Origin of the sequence: Mycobacterium sp. 1245111.1, assembly GCF_001673405.1 — a bacterium.
Classification (GTDB): Bacteria; Actinomycetota; Actinomycetes; order Mycobacteriales; family Mycobacteriaceae; genus Mycobacterium.
On the sequence record NZ_LZLV01000146.1, the window covers coordinates 32,821 to 49,566 of the forward strand.

15 protein-coding genes, 2 tRNA genes and 1 pseudogene are annotated in these 16,746 nt (G+C 65.7%); 5 read left to right on the forward strand and 13 right to left on the reverse strand.

Annotated features, from left to right (window positions below):
* Positions 1 to 167: 167 nt before the first annotated feature.
* Together leuD and leuC are read right to left on the reverse strand one after the other, a co-directional pair.
* Positions 168 to 764 carry a 3-isopropylmalate dehydratase small subunit gene (gene leuD, locus A5658_RS23885; protein WP_067341122.1) on the reverse strand — a complete coding sequence of 199 codons (597 nt, stop codon included), beginning with the start codon at positions 762 to 764 and terminating at the stop codon, positions 168 to 170.
* A 16-nt stretch (positions 765 to 780) separates the two neighbouring features.
* Positions 781 to 2,217: a 3-isopropylmalate dehydratase large subunit gene (leuC, locus tag A5658_RS23890; protein ID WP_067341125.1), complete on the reverse strand. Its 1,437-nt coding sequence runs from the start codon at positions 2,215 to 2,217 to the stop codon at positions 781 to 783.
* 51 nt (positions 2,218 to 2,268) lie between these two features.
* Between leuC and A5658_RS23895 the strand changes: the two genes are divergently transcribed.
* Both A5658_RS23895 and A5658_RS23900 read left to right on the forward strand, forming a co-directional pair.
* Complete coding sequence (locus A5658_RS23895) at positions 2,269 to 2,970, forward strand: IclR family transcriptional regulator (protein ID WP_067341128.1); 702 nt, start codon at positions 2,269 to 2,271, stop codon at positions 2,968 to 2,970.
* A 32-nt stretch (positions 2,971 to 3,002) separates the two neighbouring features.
* Positions 3,003 to 3,503: a PPOX class F420-dependent oxidoreductase gene (locus A5658_RS23900; RefSeq protein WP_067341131.1), complete on the forward strand. Its 501-nt coding sequence runs from the start codon at positions 3,003 to 3,005 to the stop codon at positions 3,501 to 3,503.
* Positions 3,504 to 3,524: 21 nt separating this feature from the next.
* Here A5658_RS23900 and A5658_RS23905 read toward each other — a convergent pair.
* From A5658_RS23905 to A5658_RS23915, 3 genes are all read right to left on the reverse strand, one after another.
* Positions 3,525 to 3,597 (reverse strand) — tRNA-Glu (locus A5658_RS23905).
* A gap of 416 nt (positions 3,598 to 4,013) precedes the next feature.
* Positions 4,014 to 4,085: transfer RNA gene (locus tag A5658_RS23910), tRNA-Gln, on the reverse strand.
* A gap of 157 nt (positions 4,086 to 4,242) precedes the next feature.
* Positions 4,243 to 5,022, reverse strand: coding sequence for a fumarylacetoacetate hydrolase family protein (locus tag A5658_RS23915; RefSeq protein WP_067341134.1), 780 nt, complete (start codon positions 5,020 to 5,022; stop codon positions 4,243 to 4,245).
* Positions 5,023 to 5,200: 178 nt separating this feature from the next.
* Here A5658_RS23915 and A5658_RS27765 point away from each other — a divergent pair.
* Positions 5,201 to 6,277: pseudogene (locus tag A5658_RS27765) on the forward strand (MFS transporter); the annotation flags it as partial.
* Positions 6,278 to 6,410: 133 nt separating this feature from the next.
* Here the strand turns inward: A5658_RS27765 and A5658_RS23920 are convergent.
* The 5 genes from A5658_RS23920 to A5658_RS23940 all read right to left on the reverse strand — a co-directional run bounded on the left by A5658_RS23920 (position 6,411) and on the right by A5658_RS23940 (position 12,584).
* Positions 6,411 to 7,427 (reverse strand): 3-isopropylmalate dehydrogenase, encoded by a 1,017-nt coding sequence (locus A5658_RS23920; protein ID WP_067341137.1) that lies wholly within the window; start codon positions 7,425 to 7,427, stop codon positions 6,411 to 6,413.
* Positions 7,424 to 9,010 (reverse strand): phosphoglycerate dehydrogenase, encoded by a 1,587-nt coding sequence (gene serA, locus A5658_RS23925; protein ID WP_067341438.1) that lies wholly within the window; start codon positions 9,008 to 9,010, stop codon positions 7,424 to 7,426. The genes A5658_RS23920 and serA overlap by 4 nt, the downstream gene beginning before the upstream one ends.
* A gap of 148 nt (positions 9,011 to 9,158) precedes the next feature.
* On the reverse strand, positions 9,159 to 10,160 hold the full coding sequence (gene ilvC / locus A5658_RS23930) for a ketol-acid reductoisomerase (protein WP_197503210.1): 1,002 nt from the start codon (positions 10,158 to 10,160) through the stop codon (positions 9,159 to 9,161).
* 52 nt (positions 10,161 to 10,212) lie between these two features.
* On the reverse strand, positions 10,213 to 10,728 hold the full coding sequence (gene ilvN / locus A5658_RS23935; protein ID WP_067341143.1) for an acetolactate synthase small subunit: 516 nt from the start codon (positions 10,726 to 10,728) through the stop codon (positions 10,213 to 10,215).
* Positions 10,725 to 12,584 (reverse strand): acetolactate synthase large subunit, encoded by a 1,860-nt coding sequence (locus tag A5658_RS23940; RefSeq protein WP_067341146.1) that lies wholly within the window; start codon positions 12,582 to 12,584, stop codon positions 10,725 to 10,727. Before A5658_RS23940 ends, ilvN begins: the two co-directional genes overlap by 4 nt.
* Positions 12,585 to 12,824: 240 nt before the next feature.
* Between A5658_RS23940 and A5658_RS23945 the strand changes: the two genes are divergently transcribed.
* Entirely contained in the window at positions 12,825 to 13,229 is a 405-nt protein-coding gene (locus tag A5658_RS23945; RefSeq protein ID WP_197503206.1) for a PH domain-containing protein, read from the forward strand.
* Here A5658_RS23945 and A5658_RS23950 read toward each other — a convergent pair.
* The gene (locus tag A5658_RS23950; protein WP_067341149.1) at positions 13,226 to 14,080 is read right to left on the reverse strand and encodes a DoxX family protein; all 855 of its coding nucleotides are present in this window, start codon (positions 14,078 to 14,080) and stop codon (positions 13,226 to 13,228) included. The two genes, A5658_RS23945 and A5658_RS23950, sit on opposite strands and share 4 nt — an antisense overlap.
* A 172-nt stretch (positions 14,081 to 14,252) precedes the next feature.
* Here A5658_RS23950 and A5658_RS23955 point away from each other — a divergent pair, with 172 nt between their 5' ends.
* On the forward strand, positions 14,253 to 15,368 hold the full coding sequence (locus A5658_RS23955; protein ID WP_156751631.1) for a PQQ-dependent sugar dehydrogenase: 1,116 nt from the start codon (positions 14,253 to 14,255) through the stop codon (positions 15,366 to 15,368).
* Positions 15,369 to 15,375: 7 nt separating this feature from the next.
* On the opposite strand, the gene A5658_RS23960 is transcribed toward A5658_RS23955, so the two are convergent.
* Both A5658_RS23960 and A5658_RS23965 read right to left on the reverse strand, forming a co-directional pair.
* Entirely contained in the window at positions 15,376 to 15,864 is a 489-nt protein-coding gene (locus A5658_RS23960) for a flavin reductase family protein (protein WP_067341155.1), read from the reverse strand.
* Positions 15,865 to 16,704 carry an alpha/beta fold hydrolase gene (locus A5658_RS23965; RefSeq protein WP_067341159.1) on the reverse strand — a complete coding sequence of 280 codons (840 nt, stop codon included), beginning with the start codon at positions 16,702 to 16,704 and terminating at the stop codon, positions 15,865 to 15,867. It abuts the gene before it with no gap.
* Between the last annotated feature and the right edge of the window lie 42 nt (positions 16,705 to 16,746).

Here is a 16,746-nt window from a genome sequence, read left to right on the forward strand (position 1 = left end):
ACCGACTAGCAGACACGGTAAACCCTCAGGTGCCTGATTTCCAAGAGCCACGCGCAATTTCAATGGTTCCTGGCGAACTTTTTAGGAATCCGCTTGCCGCCCTTGGGAGGTGGCGCGGCGGTCAAATACGGCGGTGGGGCACCGCGAATTCGGGCTCAATCGAGCCGCTACGAAGCGGGCAAAGTCCTCGGCTTCCAGTCCGGGCGAGCCGCCTCGAAAGCTTCGATCTGGTCCTGTTTCCGCAGCGTAAGCGCTATGTCGTCGAGTCCTTCGAGTAGACGCCAGGCGGTGTAATCGTCAATCTTGAACGGCACCACCACCGTTCCGGCCGACACATTCCGATCTTGAAGATTTACAGTGATTTCCAACCCCGGGCTGGCCTCGATGAGCTTCCAAAGAAGTTCCACATCATCCTGAGCAACTTCGGCCGCTAACAGACCCGCCTTCCCCGCATTGCCGCGAAAAATGTCACCGAACCGCGACGAGATCACCACCCGGAAGCCGTAGTCCATAAGCGCCCACACCGCGTGCTCGCGGGAGGAGCCGGTGCCGAAATCGGGTCCGGCCACCAGTACTGAACCTCTGTCAAATGGGCTGAGATTGAGCACGAACGACGGATCGTTGCGCCACGCCGCGAACAATCCATCGTCGAAACCTGTTCGGGTTACCCGCTTCAAATACACCGCGGGAATGATCTGGTCGGTGTCGACATTGGACCGCCGCAGCGGCACCGCGATCCCGGTATGGGTGTGAAATGCGTCCATGTTGGTTACCCCTTAGTCAATTCAAGTCGTCCGGCGCCGACAGCTTTCCGCGCACCGCGGTGGCGGCGGCCACCGCCGGCGACACCAGATGCGTGCGGCCCCCCTTGCCCTGGCGGCCTTCGAAATTTCGGTTCGACGTTGCCGCGCAGCGCTCGCCCGGGGCGAGCTGGTCGGGGTTCATGCCCAGACACATCGAGCAGCCGGCCTGACGCCACTCGGCCCCCGCGGCGGTGAAGATCTGGTCCAGGCCTTCACTTTCGGCTTCCGCGCGCACTCGCATCGACCCGGGCACAATCAGCATCCGCACCCCGTCGGCAACCTTTCGGCCGCGCAGAATATCGGCCACCGCGCGCAGATCCTCGAGGCGGCCATTGGTGCACGACCCGACGAACACCGCGTCCACAGCGATCTCGCGCATCGGCAGCCCGGCCCGAAGGTCCATGTACGCCAGCGCTTTCTCGGCCGCCTGTCGCTCATGGTCGTCGGTCATCAGCTCGGGGTCGGGGACGGTGGCGCCCAGCGGCACACCCTGCCCCGGGTTGGTCCCCCACGTGACGAACGGTGTCAACGATGCGGCGTCCAGATACACCTCGGTGTCGAACTCGGCACCGTCGTCGGTGCGCAACTGATCCCAATAGGCCTGCGCCGCATCCCACTGCGCCCCGGTGGGTGCATGCGGACGGCCGCGCAGGAATTCATAGGTAGTGGTATCCGGTGCCACCATTCCCGCCCTGGCACCGGCTTCGATACTCATGTTGCAGATCGTCATCCGGGCTTCCATCGATAGGGATTCGATGGCGCTGCCCCGGTATTCGATGACGTGGCCCTGTCCGCCGCCGGTGCCGATCTTGGCGATGACGGCCAGGATGATGTCTTTGGCGGTCACGCCGGCAGGCAGTTGGCCCTCGACGTTGACGGCCATCGTCTTGAACGGCCGCAGCGGAAGCGTCTGGGTCGCCAGCACGTGCTCGACCTCGGAAGTGCCGATGCCCATGGCGATTGCGCCGAATGCGCCGTGCGTCGAAGTGTGACTGTCGCCGCAGACGACGGTCATGCCCGGCTGCGTCAGGCCCAGTTGTGGACCGACGACATGGACGATGCCTTGTTCGATGTTGCCCATCGGGTAGAGCCGAATCCCGAATTCCTCGCAGTTGCGGCGCAACGTCTCCACTTGGTTGCGCGAGACGGGATCGGCGATCGGCTTGTCGATGTCGATCGTGGGGACGTTGTGGTCTTCGGTGGCCAATGTCAGATCCGGGCGGTGCACCGGTCGGCCTTCCAAGCGCAGTCCGTCGAAGGCCTGCGGACTGGTCACCTCGTGCACCAGATGTAGATCGATGTAGATCAGGTCGGGTTCGGTGCCGCCGCCCGACGCCACCACGTGGTCGTCCCACACCTTCTCTGCCAGCGTGCGTGGACGCCCGGCAGCCGCCTGGGCAGAAGTTTTCGTCACGAGCTCATCCCAATTCGTTGATCTCACTATGCGAGACGTTAGTATCTCTCTGTGAGACAGGATAGCGGCATCGGCGTCCTAGACAAAGCCGTGGGGGTACTGCAGACAATCGCGGAATCGCCCTGCGGGCTGGCCGAATTGTGCGATCGCACAGGACTGCCGAGGGCCACCGCGCACCGCCTGGCCGCGGGCTTGGAAGTCCACCGCCTGCTGGCCCGCGACGGACAGGGGCGGTGGCGATTGGGTCCTGCGATCAGCGAACTCGCGGCTCAGGTCAACGATCCGCTCTTGGCGGCAAGTGCGACGGTGCTCCCGCGGTTGCGTGAGATCACCGGCGAGAGCGTGCAGCTGTACCGTCGCGAAGGAACCTCGCGGATCTGCATCGCCGCGATGGAACCGCCTGCGGGCCTTCGGGATACCGTTCTAGTCGGCGCGCGATTGCCGATGACGGCCGGCTCTGGCGCCAAGGTGCTGCTGGCCTTCAGCGACGACGCGACCCGCGCGGCCGTACTGCCTGACGCGAAGTTCAGCGACCGGACACTGGCCGAAGTACGGCGGCGGGGTTGGGCGCAAAGCGCCGCCGAACGCGAACCCGGGGTGGCGAGTGTGTCTGCGCCCGTGCGCGATGCTCGCGGTTCGGTGATCGCCGCGATCTCGGTGTCGGGCCCCATCGATCGCATGGGCCGCCGGCCGGGCGCACGCTGGGCCGCCGACCTGCTGGCGGCCGCCGATGCACTGACGAGGCGGTTGTGAGAGTCACATTCGTGACCTGAGACACTGTCGCGATGGGAACCAACCAGCGTGCGCAGATCGTCATGTCCTCCTCGGAGATCACCGACTTCGTCACCAGCAGCCGTACCGGCACGCTGGCCACCATCGGTGTGGACGGACAGCCGCATCTGACCGCTATGTGGTACGGCGTGGTCGACGGAGAAATTTGGCTGGAGACGAAAGAGAAGTCGCAGAAGGCCGTCAACCTCAAGCGTGATCCGCGAGTCAGCTTCATGATCGAGGCCGGCGACACCTACGACACACTGCGCGGGGTGTCCTTCGAAGGTGTCGCTGAGATCGTCGACGACCCGGACACCATCTTCCGCGTCGGCGTCAGCGTGTGGGAGCGCTACACAGGGCCCTACACCGAGGAGATGAAGCCCGCGGTCGACATGATGATGAACAAGCGGGTCGCGGTGCGCATCGTCGCCCAGCGCACACGCTCGTGGGATCACCGCAAGCTTGGAATTCCGGCGATGCCGGTGGGCGGTTCAACCGCGCCCGCAGCCAGCTAAATGCGCTGGCTTGTGGATGAGTAGCCCCGATGGGATTCGAACCCACGCTACCGCCGTGAGAGGGCGGCGTCCTAGGCCGCTAGACGACGGGGCCGGAACCGATCCGAGCAGCCAGCATAGCTCACCGCCGAACGCCCACCTAATCGCTTGTAGTGGACGTATTTTGCATGGCTTTGGTCGGTCAGTCCTTGCGGATGACTGTGTCGCCAGCTTCGAATTCTAGTTTTTCGCCGTCTTCCAGAGTCACCCATACGTTCTGGCGGTCGCGGCTTTCTCCTGGCCGTTGGCTAATCACACCTGTCCGTCCGTGGAGAACTCGTGTGGCCGTTACCCATCTGCCGGTTTGGGGATGCCTGATGGTGTTTCCCCTGCCGACACGGATTGCGTCAATCTCGGTCTCATTCGCCACCAGTCCGATAGTAGGCATACCGCCCACCGTGCTCGTCAACGTCGGTTAGTCCCACCGGCTGGCACGTCTCGGACGACCGTTGCAGTTCAGCGCATTCGTTGCTGGGGTACCAGGACTCGAACCTAGAATGGCTGAACCAGAATCAGCTGTGTTGCCAATTACACCATACCCCATTGGCTGCCTAAAACCGCTGGTCAGAGGCCTGCCGTTAGACCCTTAGCGGTCATACGGACACTGCTGCCAGCCGAGATGGGCCGACGAGCAGACTACCAAACAAACGGGCCACCTCTCACCAACGCCCGACTCCCCCGCGGTTCCCGACCGTGGACGTTACGAATTCGGCTTCTGGACAACGGGATTCGACAGGGTTCCGATTCCCGAGATGGTGATGTTGACGGTGTCACCGTCGACGATCGGGCCCACGCCCGCGGGTGTGCCGGTCAGGATCAGATCGCCCGGCAGCAGCGTCATCACCGCTGAGATCCATTCCACGATCGCGCCGACGTCGTGGATCATCAGCGAGGTGCGACTGTCCTGTTTGACCTCGCCGTTGACCTCGGTGCGCAGCGTCAGGTCGGCCGGGTCGATGTCCGTCTCGATCCACGGTCCCACCGGGCAGAACGTGTCGTGTCCCTTGGCTCGAGTCCACTGCCCGTCGGACTTTTGCTGATCGCGCGCGGACACGTCATTGGCGATCGTGTAACCGAGGATGCTCTCGGCGGCATGGTCGGCCGTGACGTCTTTGCAGGGCCGGCTGATGACGGCCGCCAGCTCACCCTCGAAGTGCACCGGCGACGCATTGGGGGGCAACCGAATCGGCACGTTGGGTCCGATGATCGCGGTGTTGGGCTTGAGGAAGATGACCGGGTCGGCCGGTGCCTCACCACCCATCTCCGCGATGTGGTCGGCGTAGTTCTTGCCGATGCAAACCACCTTGCTGGCCAGGATCGGGGCCAGCAGCCGGACATCGGCGAGGGGCCACGAACGACCCGTGAAAGTTGGAGTGCCGAACGGATGCTCGGCGATCTCGCGGACGGTCAGGTCGTCGGACTCGCCTTCGATGGAGACGAACGCGACGCCGTCGGGACTGGCAATTCGGCCAAGGCGCATTCGCTTTAGCCTAGTCGGCCGACAATGCGCGCCGGCACGGCGGGCTGTGGGGGTACCTCCCGGCCGCGAAGCGGCGAGGGGGCGAGGCCGACCATCGCGCTACGGAGCGTCGACCGGCGCCCGCGCAGCCGGGCCCGTTGGCGCATAAATCCTGTTCGTTGCGTGGCAGCATGAATCGATGACGACGGAATCGGCGAATGCGGTCGGATTCAGCGCGGGCCGGCGCTGGTTGATCGTCCTCGTCTCGCTGCTGGTGACCGCGAGCGCATTCATCTTCATCAACGGCGTCGCTTTCCTGATCCCGGCCTTGGAACGAGATCGCGGGACGCCGCTGGGCGAGGCCGGGTTGCTGTCGTCGATGCCGAGTTTCGGCATGGTGGCCACCCTGATCCTGTGGGGCTACCTGCTCGACCGAGTGGGCGAACGCGTTGTGCTGACCGTTGGGTCGGCGCTGACGGCGGGCGCCGCCTACGCAGCGGCCCATGTGCATTCGATGATCGGGTTCGCGGCGTGGCTGGTCGTCGGTGGCATGGCGGCCGCCAGTTGCAACTCGGCCGGGGGCCGGCTGGTTTCGGGATGGTTCCCGCCCGAGCAACGAGGACTCGCAATGGGCGTCCGGCAGACCGCGCAACCGCTCGGAATCGCGTTGGGCGCGTTGGTGATTCCCGAGTTCGCCGAGGCCAGTAAATCCGCGATGCACGCTCTGATGTTCCCCGCTATCTTGTGTGCGGTATCGGCTGTGCTCAGCGTCGTCGCGATCACCGACCCGCCGCGCAAAGAATGGGACGAAGCCACCGAGCAGGAATTGGCCAATCCGTACCGCCGATCGTGGGTGCTGCGCCGCATTCATGCGGTCTCGGCCCTGCTGATGGTGCCCCAGACGGTGACCGTGACGTTCATGCTGATCTGGCTGATCGTCAACTACAAGTGCTCGATCGCGTTGGCGGGCGGCCTCGTCACGCTGTCGCAGGTACTCGGCGCGATCGGCCGCGTACTGGTGGGCCGATGGTCCGACCGGGTCGGGTCGCGGCTGCGCCCGGTCCGGATCATGTCGGTCGCAGGTGTTTTGGTGCTGGTGGGCTTGGCGTTCGCCGACCACCTGCGCTCGTCGATCGCGGTGCCGTTGATGATCACGGCGTCGGTGGTGGCCGTGCTCGACAACGGTCTGGAGTCGACGGCGATCACCGAATACGCGGGCCCGTTCTGGAGCGGACGCTCGCTGGGCCTGCAGAACACCTATCAACGATTGATGGCGGCCGGCGCGCCACCGGTGTTCGGTGGCCTGATCGCCTCACATGGCTATCCGCCGGCATTCGTTGTCTGCGCGCTGTTTCCGCTTCTGGCGGTGCCGATCGTACCGGCCAGGACATTGCCGCCCGGGCTGGAGACTAGAGCGCGGACGAAATCCTTTCGCCGACTTCGGCGGTGGATAACTTTTCGCTCGGGCGACTGGCCAGATGGGACGCCACGGCCCGGTCCACTCGCGCGGCGGCAGCGTCTTCGCCGACGTGGGAAAGCAGTAGCGCCACCGACATAACCGCGGCGGTCGGGTCGGCGATGCCCTGGCCGGCGATGTCGGGGGCGCTGCCGTGCACCGGCTCGAACATCGACGGGTTGGTCCGGGTGGCGTCGATGTTTCCGCTGGCCGCCAAGCCGATTCCGCCGCAGACCGCGGCGGCCAGGTCGGTGATGATGTCGCCGAACAGGTTGTCGGTGACGATCACGTCGAAACGACCGGGGTCGGTCACCAAGTGGATGGTGGCTGCGTCGACGTGCTGATACGCCACCTCGACGTCGGGATACTTCTCGCCCACCTCGGCGACGGTCCGTGACCACAACGACCCGGCGAACGTCAGCACATTGGTCTTGTGCACCAGCGTCAGGTGCTTGCGACGCTGCTGGGCCCGCGCGAACGCGTCTTCGACCACCCTGCGGATCCCGAACGCGGTGTTGGTGCTCACCTCGGTCGCGACTTCGTGGGGGGTGCCGACGCGGATCGCGCCACCGGTTCCGGTGTAGGGGCCTTCGGTGCCTTCGCGGATCACCACGAAGTCGATCTTTGTGCCGGGCTCGACCCTCAGCGGACTGGTCACACCCGGGTACAGCCGGCCCGGCCGCAGGTTCACGTGGTGGTCGAGCTCAAACCGCAGGCGTAGCAACAACCCTCGCTCGAGCACCCCGCTCGGCACCGACGGGTCACCGATCGCACCCAACAGAATCGCGTCGTGCTCGCGGAGTTCGGCGATCGTCGAATCGGGCAGCAGTTCGCCGGTGGCGCGAAATCGCTTGGCGCCCAAGTCGTAATGCGTCTTCTCAACTCCGGGTACCACGGCGTCGAGGACCTTGACCGCTTCGCTGATCACCTCGGGCCCGATCCCGTCACCCGGGATGATGGCGAGTTTCACGACAGGTCAACCACTTCGAGCTTGTTGGCCGCCACAGCGGTCCTGATCTCGGTGCGAACATCGGCGGGGACGTCACGGTCGACACGCAGCAGGATCGTCGCGGCCGGGCCCTCGGCGTCCTCGGACAACTGAGCGGCCTGGATGTTGACCCCCGCGGTGCCCAGCAGCGTGCCGATCTTGCCCAGTGCTCCAGGCTGATCGGCGTAGTTGATGACGAGGTAGATGCCCTGCGCCCGCAGGTCGAAGTTGCGGCCGTTGATCTGCACGATCTTCTCGACGAGCTGCGGGCCGGACAGCGTGCCGGCGACGTTGACCACCGAACCGTCGGCGGCCACTGCCCGCACGTCGACGACGCTGCGGTGGTTGGGGCTTTCGGTGGCGGTGCTGATGTCGGCGGCCACCCCGCGCTCTTCGGCGATCGCCGGCGCGTTGACGAACGTCACCTGGTCCTCGATGACCTCGGAGAACAGGCCGCGCAACGCCGAAAGCCGAAGCACCTCAACCTCTTCGCCGGCCAGCTCGCCGCGAACCTGCACCGACAGCGACGACGGCAGTTCGTCGGTGAGCGCACCGGCCAGCAAGCCGAGCTTGCGCACCAGGTCGAGCCAGGGCGCCACTTCTTCGTTGACCGTTCCGCCGCCGACGTTGACGGCGTCGGGAACGAACTCCCCCGCCAGCGCCAGCTTTACGCTCGCGGCCACGTCGGTGCCGGCGCGGTCCTGCGCCTCTTCGGTCGAGGCACCGAGGTGCGGTGTCACCACGACCTCGGGCAGCTCGAACAGCGGGCTGTCGGTGCACGGCTCCTTGGAGTACACGTCGAGACCGGCGGCGCGCACGTGTCCGCTGGAGATGGCGTCGGCCAGCGCCGCCTCGTCGACCAGGCCGCCGCGCGCGGCGTTGACGATGATGACGCCGGGCTTGGTCTTGGCCAGCGCATCCTTGTCGATCAGTCCTGCTGTCTCAGGGGTTTTCGGCAGGTGCACCGAGATGAAGTCGGCGCGCGCGAGCAGGTCGTCGAGCGAGAGCAACTCGATGCCGAGTTGGGCCGCACGTGCCGCCGACACGTAAGGGTCGTAGGCCACGATTTTGGCTTCGAACGCGGCCAGACGCTGTGCGACCAGCTGTCCGATGCGGCCCAGCCCGACAACACCGACGGTCTTGCCGAAGATCTCGGTGCCCGAGAACGACGAGCGCTTCCACGCGTGCTCGCGCAGCGAGGCGTCGGCCGCAGGGATCTGGCGCGCGGCCGACAGCAGCAACGCCAACGCGTGCTCGGCGGCGCTGTGGATGTTCGAGGTCGGGGCGTTGACGACCAACACGCCGCGTTCGGTGGCGGTCTTGACGTCGACGTTGTCGAGCCCGACGCCGGCGCGCGCGACGATCTTGAGTTTCGGCGCGGCGTCGAGGACCTCGGCGTCGACGGTGGTCGCCGAGCGGACCAGCAGCGCGTCGGCTTCGGGCACAGCCGCGAGCAGCTTCGGCCGGTCGGGACCGTCTACCCAGCGCACCTCGACCTGGTCGCCCAATGCGGCGACGGTTGATTCGGCAAGTTTGTCAGCGATAAGAACAACAGGCAGGCTCACGCGGGCCAGCCTAGTGGTCGCGGTCGGGCCGGATCGCGTCACGGTCGCCCATCGACGCTAGCGGGCCGGCTCCGCGACACTTAAACCACGTACACGACACGCCGCAGACGAGCGCGGTGGTTTAAGTCTCGCGGAAGCCCACCCGAGACTAAGCGGTCTCGGTGATCGGCCGGTCGACCCAGCTCATCAGGTCGCGCAGCTTCTTGCCGGTGACCTCGATCGGGTGCTCGGCGTTCTCCTTGCGCAGTTGCTCGAGCTGCTTATTGCCACCCTCGACATTGGCGACCAGCTTCTTGGTGAAACTGCCGTCTTGAATGTCCCGCAGGATGGCCCGCATCCGCTCCTTGGTGTCGGCATCGATCACGCGCGGCCCGGACAGGTAGCCGCCGAACTCCGCGGTGTCGGACACCGAGTAGTTCATCCGGGCGATGCCGCCCTCGTACATCAGGTCAACGATCAGCTTGAGCTCGTGCAGCACCTCGAAGTAGGCCATCTCCGGCGGGTAGCCCGCCTCGACCATCACGTCGAAACCGGTCTTCACCAATTCCTCTGTGCCACCGCACAACACGGCCTGCTCACCGAACAGGTCGGTCTCGGTCTCGTCCTTGAAGGTGGTCTTGATGACGCCGGCACGCGTGCCGCCGATCGCCTTGGCGTAGGACAGCGCCAACGCTTCGCCGTTGCCGGTGGGGTCCTGGTCGACCGCGATCAGCGCGGGCACACCCTTGCCGTCGACGAACTGGCGACGCACCAAGTGGCCGGGGCCTTTCGGCGCCACCATCGCGATGGTCACGTTGCCGGGCGGCTTGATCAGATCGAAGTGAATGTTGAGCCCGTGGCCGAAGAACAGCGCGTCGCCGTCCTTCAGGTTGGGCTCGATGTCGTTCTTGAAAATGTCGGCCTGCGCGGTGTCGGGCGCCAGCAGCATGATCACGTCGGCCCACTTGGCCACCTCGGCCGGCGTGTCGACGGTCAGGCCCTGCTCTTCGACCTTCACACGCGACTTCGAGCCTTCCTTCAGGCCCACGCGCACCTCGACGCCGGAGTCCCGCAGGCTCAATGAGTGTGCGTGCCCCTGGCTGCCGTAGCCGATGACACCGACCTTGCGGCCCTGAATGATCGACAGGTCCGCATCGTCGTCGTAGAACATCTCCAAAGCCACGTGAATGTCTCCTTCTTGGTTGGCTTTTCGAACTAGTGGGTTATTTGGCGGTACCGATGGCGCGTGGCCCCCGGGAGAGTGAAACCACTCCGGACTGGACAATTTCGCGAATGCCGAACGGCTCGAGCACCTTCAGCAGCGCTTCCAGCTTGCCCCGGTCGCCGGTGGCCTCGATGGTCAGCGATTCCGGTGACACGTCGATCACCTTGCCGCGGAACAGGTTCACGGCCTCGATCACCTGACTGCGGGTGCCGGCGTCGGCGCGGACCTTGATCAGCGCCAGCTCGCGCGACACCGAGCTGTTGTCGTCCTGCTCGATGATCTTGATCACGTTGATCAGCTTGTTGAGCTGCTTGGTGATCTGCTCGAGCGGGGTGCTCTCGGCGGAGACCACGATGGTCATCCGCGACATGTCCTTCTGCTCGGTGGCACCGACGGCCAGCGACTCGATGTTGAACCCGCGCCGGGAGAACAGCGCCGCCACGCGGGCCAGCACACCCGGTTTGTCTTCGACCAACACCGAAAGCGTGTGGGTCCTGGTCGATCCGGCGCTCATGCGTGCCCCTCGACGCCGTCGTCGAACAGCGGGCGGATTCCACGGGCGGCCTGGATCTCGTCGTTGGAGGTGCCGGCTGCCACCATCGGCCACACCTGCGCGTCGGCGCCGACGATGAAGTCGATCACCACCGGGCGGTCGTTGATCGCCCGGGCCTGGTTGATCACGTCGACCACGTCTTCCTCACGCTCGCAACGTAACCCGACACAGCCCAACGCCTCGGCCAGCTTGACGAAGTCGGGGATTCGGTGCGAATGGGTGGCCAGGTCGGTCTGCGAATACCGCTCCTCGTAGAACAAGGTCTGCCACTGACGCACCATGCCGAGGTTGCCGTTGTTGATCAACGCCACCTTGATCGGTGCACCTTCGATGGCACAGGTGGCCAGCTCCTGGTTGGTCATCTGGAAGCAGCCGTCGCCGTCGATCGCCCACACCTCGGCGTCGGGCCGGGCCATCTTTGCGCCCATGGCCGCCGGGATGGCGAAACCCATGGTGCCCAAACCGCCTGAGTTGAGCCAGGTTCGGGGCTTCTCGTAGGAGACGAATTGCGCCGCCCACATCTGGTGCTGGCCGACGCCGGCGACATACACCGCGTCGGGGCCGGCGATCTCGCCCAGCTTTTCGATGACGTACTCCGGGCTCAGACTGCCGTCGCTCTGCGGTCCGTAGCTCAGCGGGTAGGTGGCCTTCACCTCTTCGAGATAGGTCCACCAGTCGGCGATGTCGATCTTCGACGGTGCGTCATGGTGCTTCAGCGCCGAGATCAGCTCGGTGATGACGGCCTTGACGTCACCGACGATCGGCACGTCGGCATGCCGGTTCTTGCCGATCTCGGCGGGGTCGATGTCGGCGTGAATGACCTTGGCCTCAGGGGCGAACGAGTCGAGTTGCCCGGTGACCCGGTCGTCGAAGCGCGTGCCCAATGCAATCAGCAGGTCGCTGCGCTGCAGCCCGGCCACCGCGGAGACGGTGCCATGCATGCCCGGCATGCCCAGGTGCTGGCGATGGCTGTCCGGGAACGCGCCCCGCGCCATCAGCGTGGTCACCACCGGAATGCCGGTCAGCTCGGCCAGTTCCCGCAACTGCTCGGTGGCCTCGCCGCGGATCACGCCACCGCCGACGTAGAGCACCGGCTTGTGCGACGCGGCGATCAGCTTGGCGGCCTCGTTGATCTGACGGTTGTGCGGCTTGGTGTTCGGCTTGTAGCCGGGCAGATCCATCCGCGGCGGCCAGCTGAACGTGCACTGCGCCTGCAGGACGTCCTTCGGGATGTCGACGAGCACCGCACCCGGCCGCCCGCTGGCGGCGATGTGGAAGGCCTCGGCCATCACCCGCGGGATGTCGTCGCCGTCGCGAACCAGGAAGTTGTGCTTGGTGATCGGCATCGTGATGCCGGAGATGTCGGCTTCCTGGAACGCGTCCGTGCCGATCAGCGAGCGTCCGACCTGCCCGGTCACCGCGACCACCGGAATGGAGTCCATCTGCGCGTCGGCCAGCGGCGTCACCAGGTTGGTCGCCCCGGGACCGGAGGTGGCCATCATCACGCCGACCTTGCCGGTGGCGTGCGCATAGCCGCTGGCCGCATGGCCCGCGCCCTGCTCGTGGCGAACCAGCACGTGGCGCAGTTTCTTCGAGTCGAACAGCGGGTCGTACACCGGAAGCACCGCACCGCCGGGGATGCCGAAGATGACCTCGACGTCAAGCTCCTCCAGCGACCGGATTACCGACTGTGCGCCGGTAAGTTGCTCGGGCGCAACGTGTTTGGGTCGAACCGTCGGCGGCTTGGCGGCAGGCTTGGCCGCGTCAGACGCGATACGGGCCACATCCTGCGACGCAGATCGGGTGGGTGCGCTCACGGTGTCCTCTTTGTCGTTGGCTCTGGAAAGTTGTGGGCAACAAAAAACCCCCGTCAGCTCAGCAGCTGCACGAGGGTTGCGCGTCGGTACGACTGATCAGTCAGGCACCAACGCGCATGTGGATTACTACGAGCTCTCCAGAAGTGTTCATCGCCCCACGACGGTAGCTGCCGTACTGGTCAAACGTCAAATTCCGGCGGCCGACGGGATCGCCGACCGGCTCGATGCCATGATGCATGGATGGCCACCGATTCAGCGGAGGACGCCGAACGCACACCGCCGGTGGTGCTCGCCATCTCGCCGATGGCCCACTTCGCGGTGGGATTTTTTGCCCTCGGGCTGCTGGTGCCCGTACTGAACTGGCCCGTGACAGCCCCACTGATGATCATCCCGGTGCTGTTGTCGGCGTTGATCGTTCGGCTCCGCACGCGGGCCGATGACCGCGGCGTCACCGTACGCACGCTGGTGGGTAGCCGATCGGTGCGCTGGGAGGACATCGAGGGCCTGCGTTTCAGCAGAGGCTCCTGGGGTCGTGCTCAGCTGAAAGACGGCCACCGGTTGCGGTTACCCGCGGTCACCTTCGCGACCCTGCCGCAGCTGACCCGGGCCAGCGCCGGACGAGTGCCCAATCCGTACGCGGACTAGCCGATCGGGTTGGCGCCGTTGAGCAACACCCACAACCCGACACCGGCACCGATTCCCACCACCAAAGCGGCAAATGAGCCAATGAACGGCCTGCGCGCCCAGCCCCGGCCCGCGTCGAAGCCGTAGCTACCCGGACCGGCGAGAATGACGGCGGCGGCCATCACGATCAGCGAGATCTCGTATTCGTGACCGTTCGGCAGGAAATACGGGAACGACCGGTGGCCGTGCTGGGTCGACATGCCCGCGAGCATGCTGTTGGTCAGGTAGGCCAGCGCGCCCGCGGCAGCAATCGGCGTGAAGAGGCCGAGCACCAACAACACGCCGGCAGCGATCTCGCCGCCCGCGGCGCAGTAGGTCAGGATGTCGGCGTGCTGGTAGCCGACGCCGGACAGCGCGTTCTTGAAGCCGGTGAGGCCCTCTCCGCCCCACCAACCGAACAGCTTCTGCAGCCCGTGCGCGAGAAACACGGCACCGAGCCCGACGCGGAGGACCAGCAGGCCGAGGGGTTGAGTACCGCGACGGCCGGCGGCGCGGACCTGTTCGTCGTCGATGTATTCGTGCTGGTCCATCCCGTCCGGCGCGAACACCGAGTGCCGGCCGGTGGGTTGCGGCTGATACGGCAAAGGCTCGTGGACGCCCATCACCCCGGCTCCACTGCTCGACGAGCGGACGCTGCCAGAGTCGGCGGAGTCGTAATGCGGGATCAGGGTCGTCTCGAAATCACCCGCATAGGAGTCGGATGCCAGGTCGTCTTCGGGGTCGACCAATTGCGCGGCGGTCGGCCGCTCAGCAGTTGGCAGGGCCGCTGAGTCCGGTCGTTGCCAATGCGCGTTTTTCGATTGACTGCTCACCCGTGCCAGGGTAAGGGCAAATTCCTGCGAATCGGGGATTTGAGCGGGGCTTTCGCGGTTCCGATTTGCTCACCGCCCGGCGGTGGTCGGTGTTTGCGAGCGAATGCGGGTGGCGCGCGGCACCCGTCACGGGCACCCGGGCGGACATATCCGTAATCTGGCAGCTATGCGGTTGTGGTGGTCGAGGCTGCGCAGGTTGTCTGTGCTCTGCTCGGCGATGCTCATTCTTGCTGGGTGTGCCCAGTTCAACAACGACGCGTCGCAGCCGTTCACCACCGAGCCCGAGCGGCACGGCGCACCGACCTCGTCACCGCCCCCGCCGCCGCCGCTTCCCGACAAGCCGTTCCCGAAGGAATGCCCCGCGCCCGGCGTGATGCAGGGCTGCCTAGAAAGCACCAGCGGCCTGCTGATGCAGCCCGACAGCAAGTCGGCTCTGGTCGCCGAGCGAACGACCGGCGCCGTCAAAGAGGTCGCCGTCAACGCCGAGCCGAAGGTGAAGGTCGTCATCCCTGTCGACCCGGCCGGCGACGGCGGACTGATGGACATCGTGCTCTCGCCGACGTACTCGCAGGACCGGCTGATGTACGCCTACATCAGCACGCCCACCGACAACCGGGTCATCCGCATCGCCGACGGCGACGTCCCGAAAGACATCCTGACCGGGATTCCCAAGGGCGCCATGGGTAATACCGGCGCACTGCTGTTCACCAGCCCCACCACGCTGGTCGTGATGACGGGTGACGCGGGTAATCCGGCAATGGCCAACGACCCGGCGTCGTTGGCAGGCAAGCTGATTCGCATCGAACAGCCCACCACGATCAACCAAGCTCCGCCGACAACGGCGCTCAGCGGCCTTGGCGTCGGCGGTGGCATCTGCACCGACCCCGTCGACGGCTCGCTGTTCGTCGCCGACCGCACACCGACGTCCGACCGGCTGCAGCGAATCACCAAGGACTCCAAGGTTTCCACGGTATGGACGTGGCCGGACCGGCCCGGTGTTGCGGGCTGCTCGGCGCTGGACGGCACCGTGCTGCTCAACCTGGTCAACACCAAGCAGACGGTCGCGGTCCACCTCGCACAGGGCACGGGCGCGGTTACCGGTCAGCCGGACGTGGTCCGACAGGACACTCACGGACACGCGTGGGCGTTGCGGGTGTCGCCGGACGGCAACATCTGGGGCGACACGATCAACAAAACCAGCGGCGACGCCCAGAAGCTGGATGACGTGGTGTTCCCGCTGTTCCCGCAGGGTGGCGGCTTCCCGCGGGCCAACGACGACAAGACGTAGCGGCTCGTCAGGCGTCGTGGCCCGGCTTTATGTCGGTGACGTCTTTGAGGCTGACCAGATCGTCGGACGGGTCAGGGACGGCGCCGGCGACGGGGTCCAGCAGGTAGCCGATGTGGTCGCCGAGGTCGATCCGTTCCAGGGTTCGCCCGACGAACCAGCCGGCAGCGTCGTCCAGAATCGGCATGTCCTCTGGCCCGGTATGCCATGAGCAGCGATCGAATTTGTTGACCTCGTCCCCGGTTTCGCCGCCGAACAGGCGGGCCAGGTCGATGTGACGGCGCTGCACCACATGCACCGCCAGAAAGTCGGATCGCGCCGCTACCCGGCAGGTGTGGTTGGACTTGGAGATCCCGGCGATGAAGCGAGCCGGATCGATGCTCGCCTGGGTCGCGAAGCCGACCAGGCACCCCGACGGTTCACCATCGGCCTGGGTCGTCACCACATACATCGTGTAGTCCAGCAGGTCAACCAGATGGTCGAACGGATCGTCGCCCATCTACGTTGTAGCAGTGCCGGTTTCGATGAACTGCTGCACAATTTTGCTGACGAGCGGCGGGTTCTCCAGACCGGCCAGATGCGCCACCCCATCGAGCACCTGAACGGATGCATTGGGGATGGCCCTGGCCATGTCGATCGCGTCGCGCGGCGGGAACGTCGCGTCCTCAGCGCCCGCGACGACGAGCACGGGGGTCCGTATGCGGCCCAGCAGCTCTCGCTGGTCGGGTCGGCGCGGCACCACACTCTTCACCGCCCACGAGGCCGAGGCGACGTTGACCGACCTGACCGTCGTGCTCACGTGCTCCACCACCTCGGGACGATGCCGCATAGTGGTCGGCCCCAGAAAGGCTTTCAACACAGGACGATTCAGCAGCGGCCCGATCTCGCCAGTCCATTTCGCGGCCTGGAGCAGGATCGCGAATTCGACTTTTTGGCGGAGGCCGGCTCGCCCGGCAGTGCAATTCATCAGCACGGCTGCGCCGACCCGGTCGGAATACGTCGCGGCGAATGTCCCGCCGATCATGCCGCCCCACGAGTTGCCGACGAAGTGCGCGGTGTCGAGACCCAGGCCGTCGAGGATGTCGGTCACGCACCGCGCACAGTCGGCGAAGCTGAAGTAGTCCGTCAGCGGCTGGCTACCGCCCTGGCCGGGCGGGTCGACGAGCACCACCTGATGACGGTCGACGAGTTCGTTCGCCACGCCGTGCCACATGTCGCCGGTCATCAGCAGGCTCGGCCAGAACACGATTGGCGCGCCAGATCCCCCGACCTGCAGGCGAATTCGGCCGAGCACGGTGTCTACCGTCTGTTCGTGAAGGTGCTCACCGATGCCGGTCATCGTTTGTAGGCTCTCATCCTCGGCGACATATGACAATGCCTG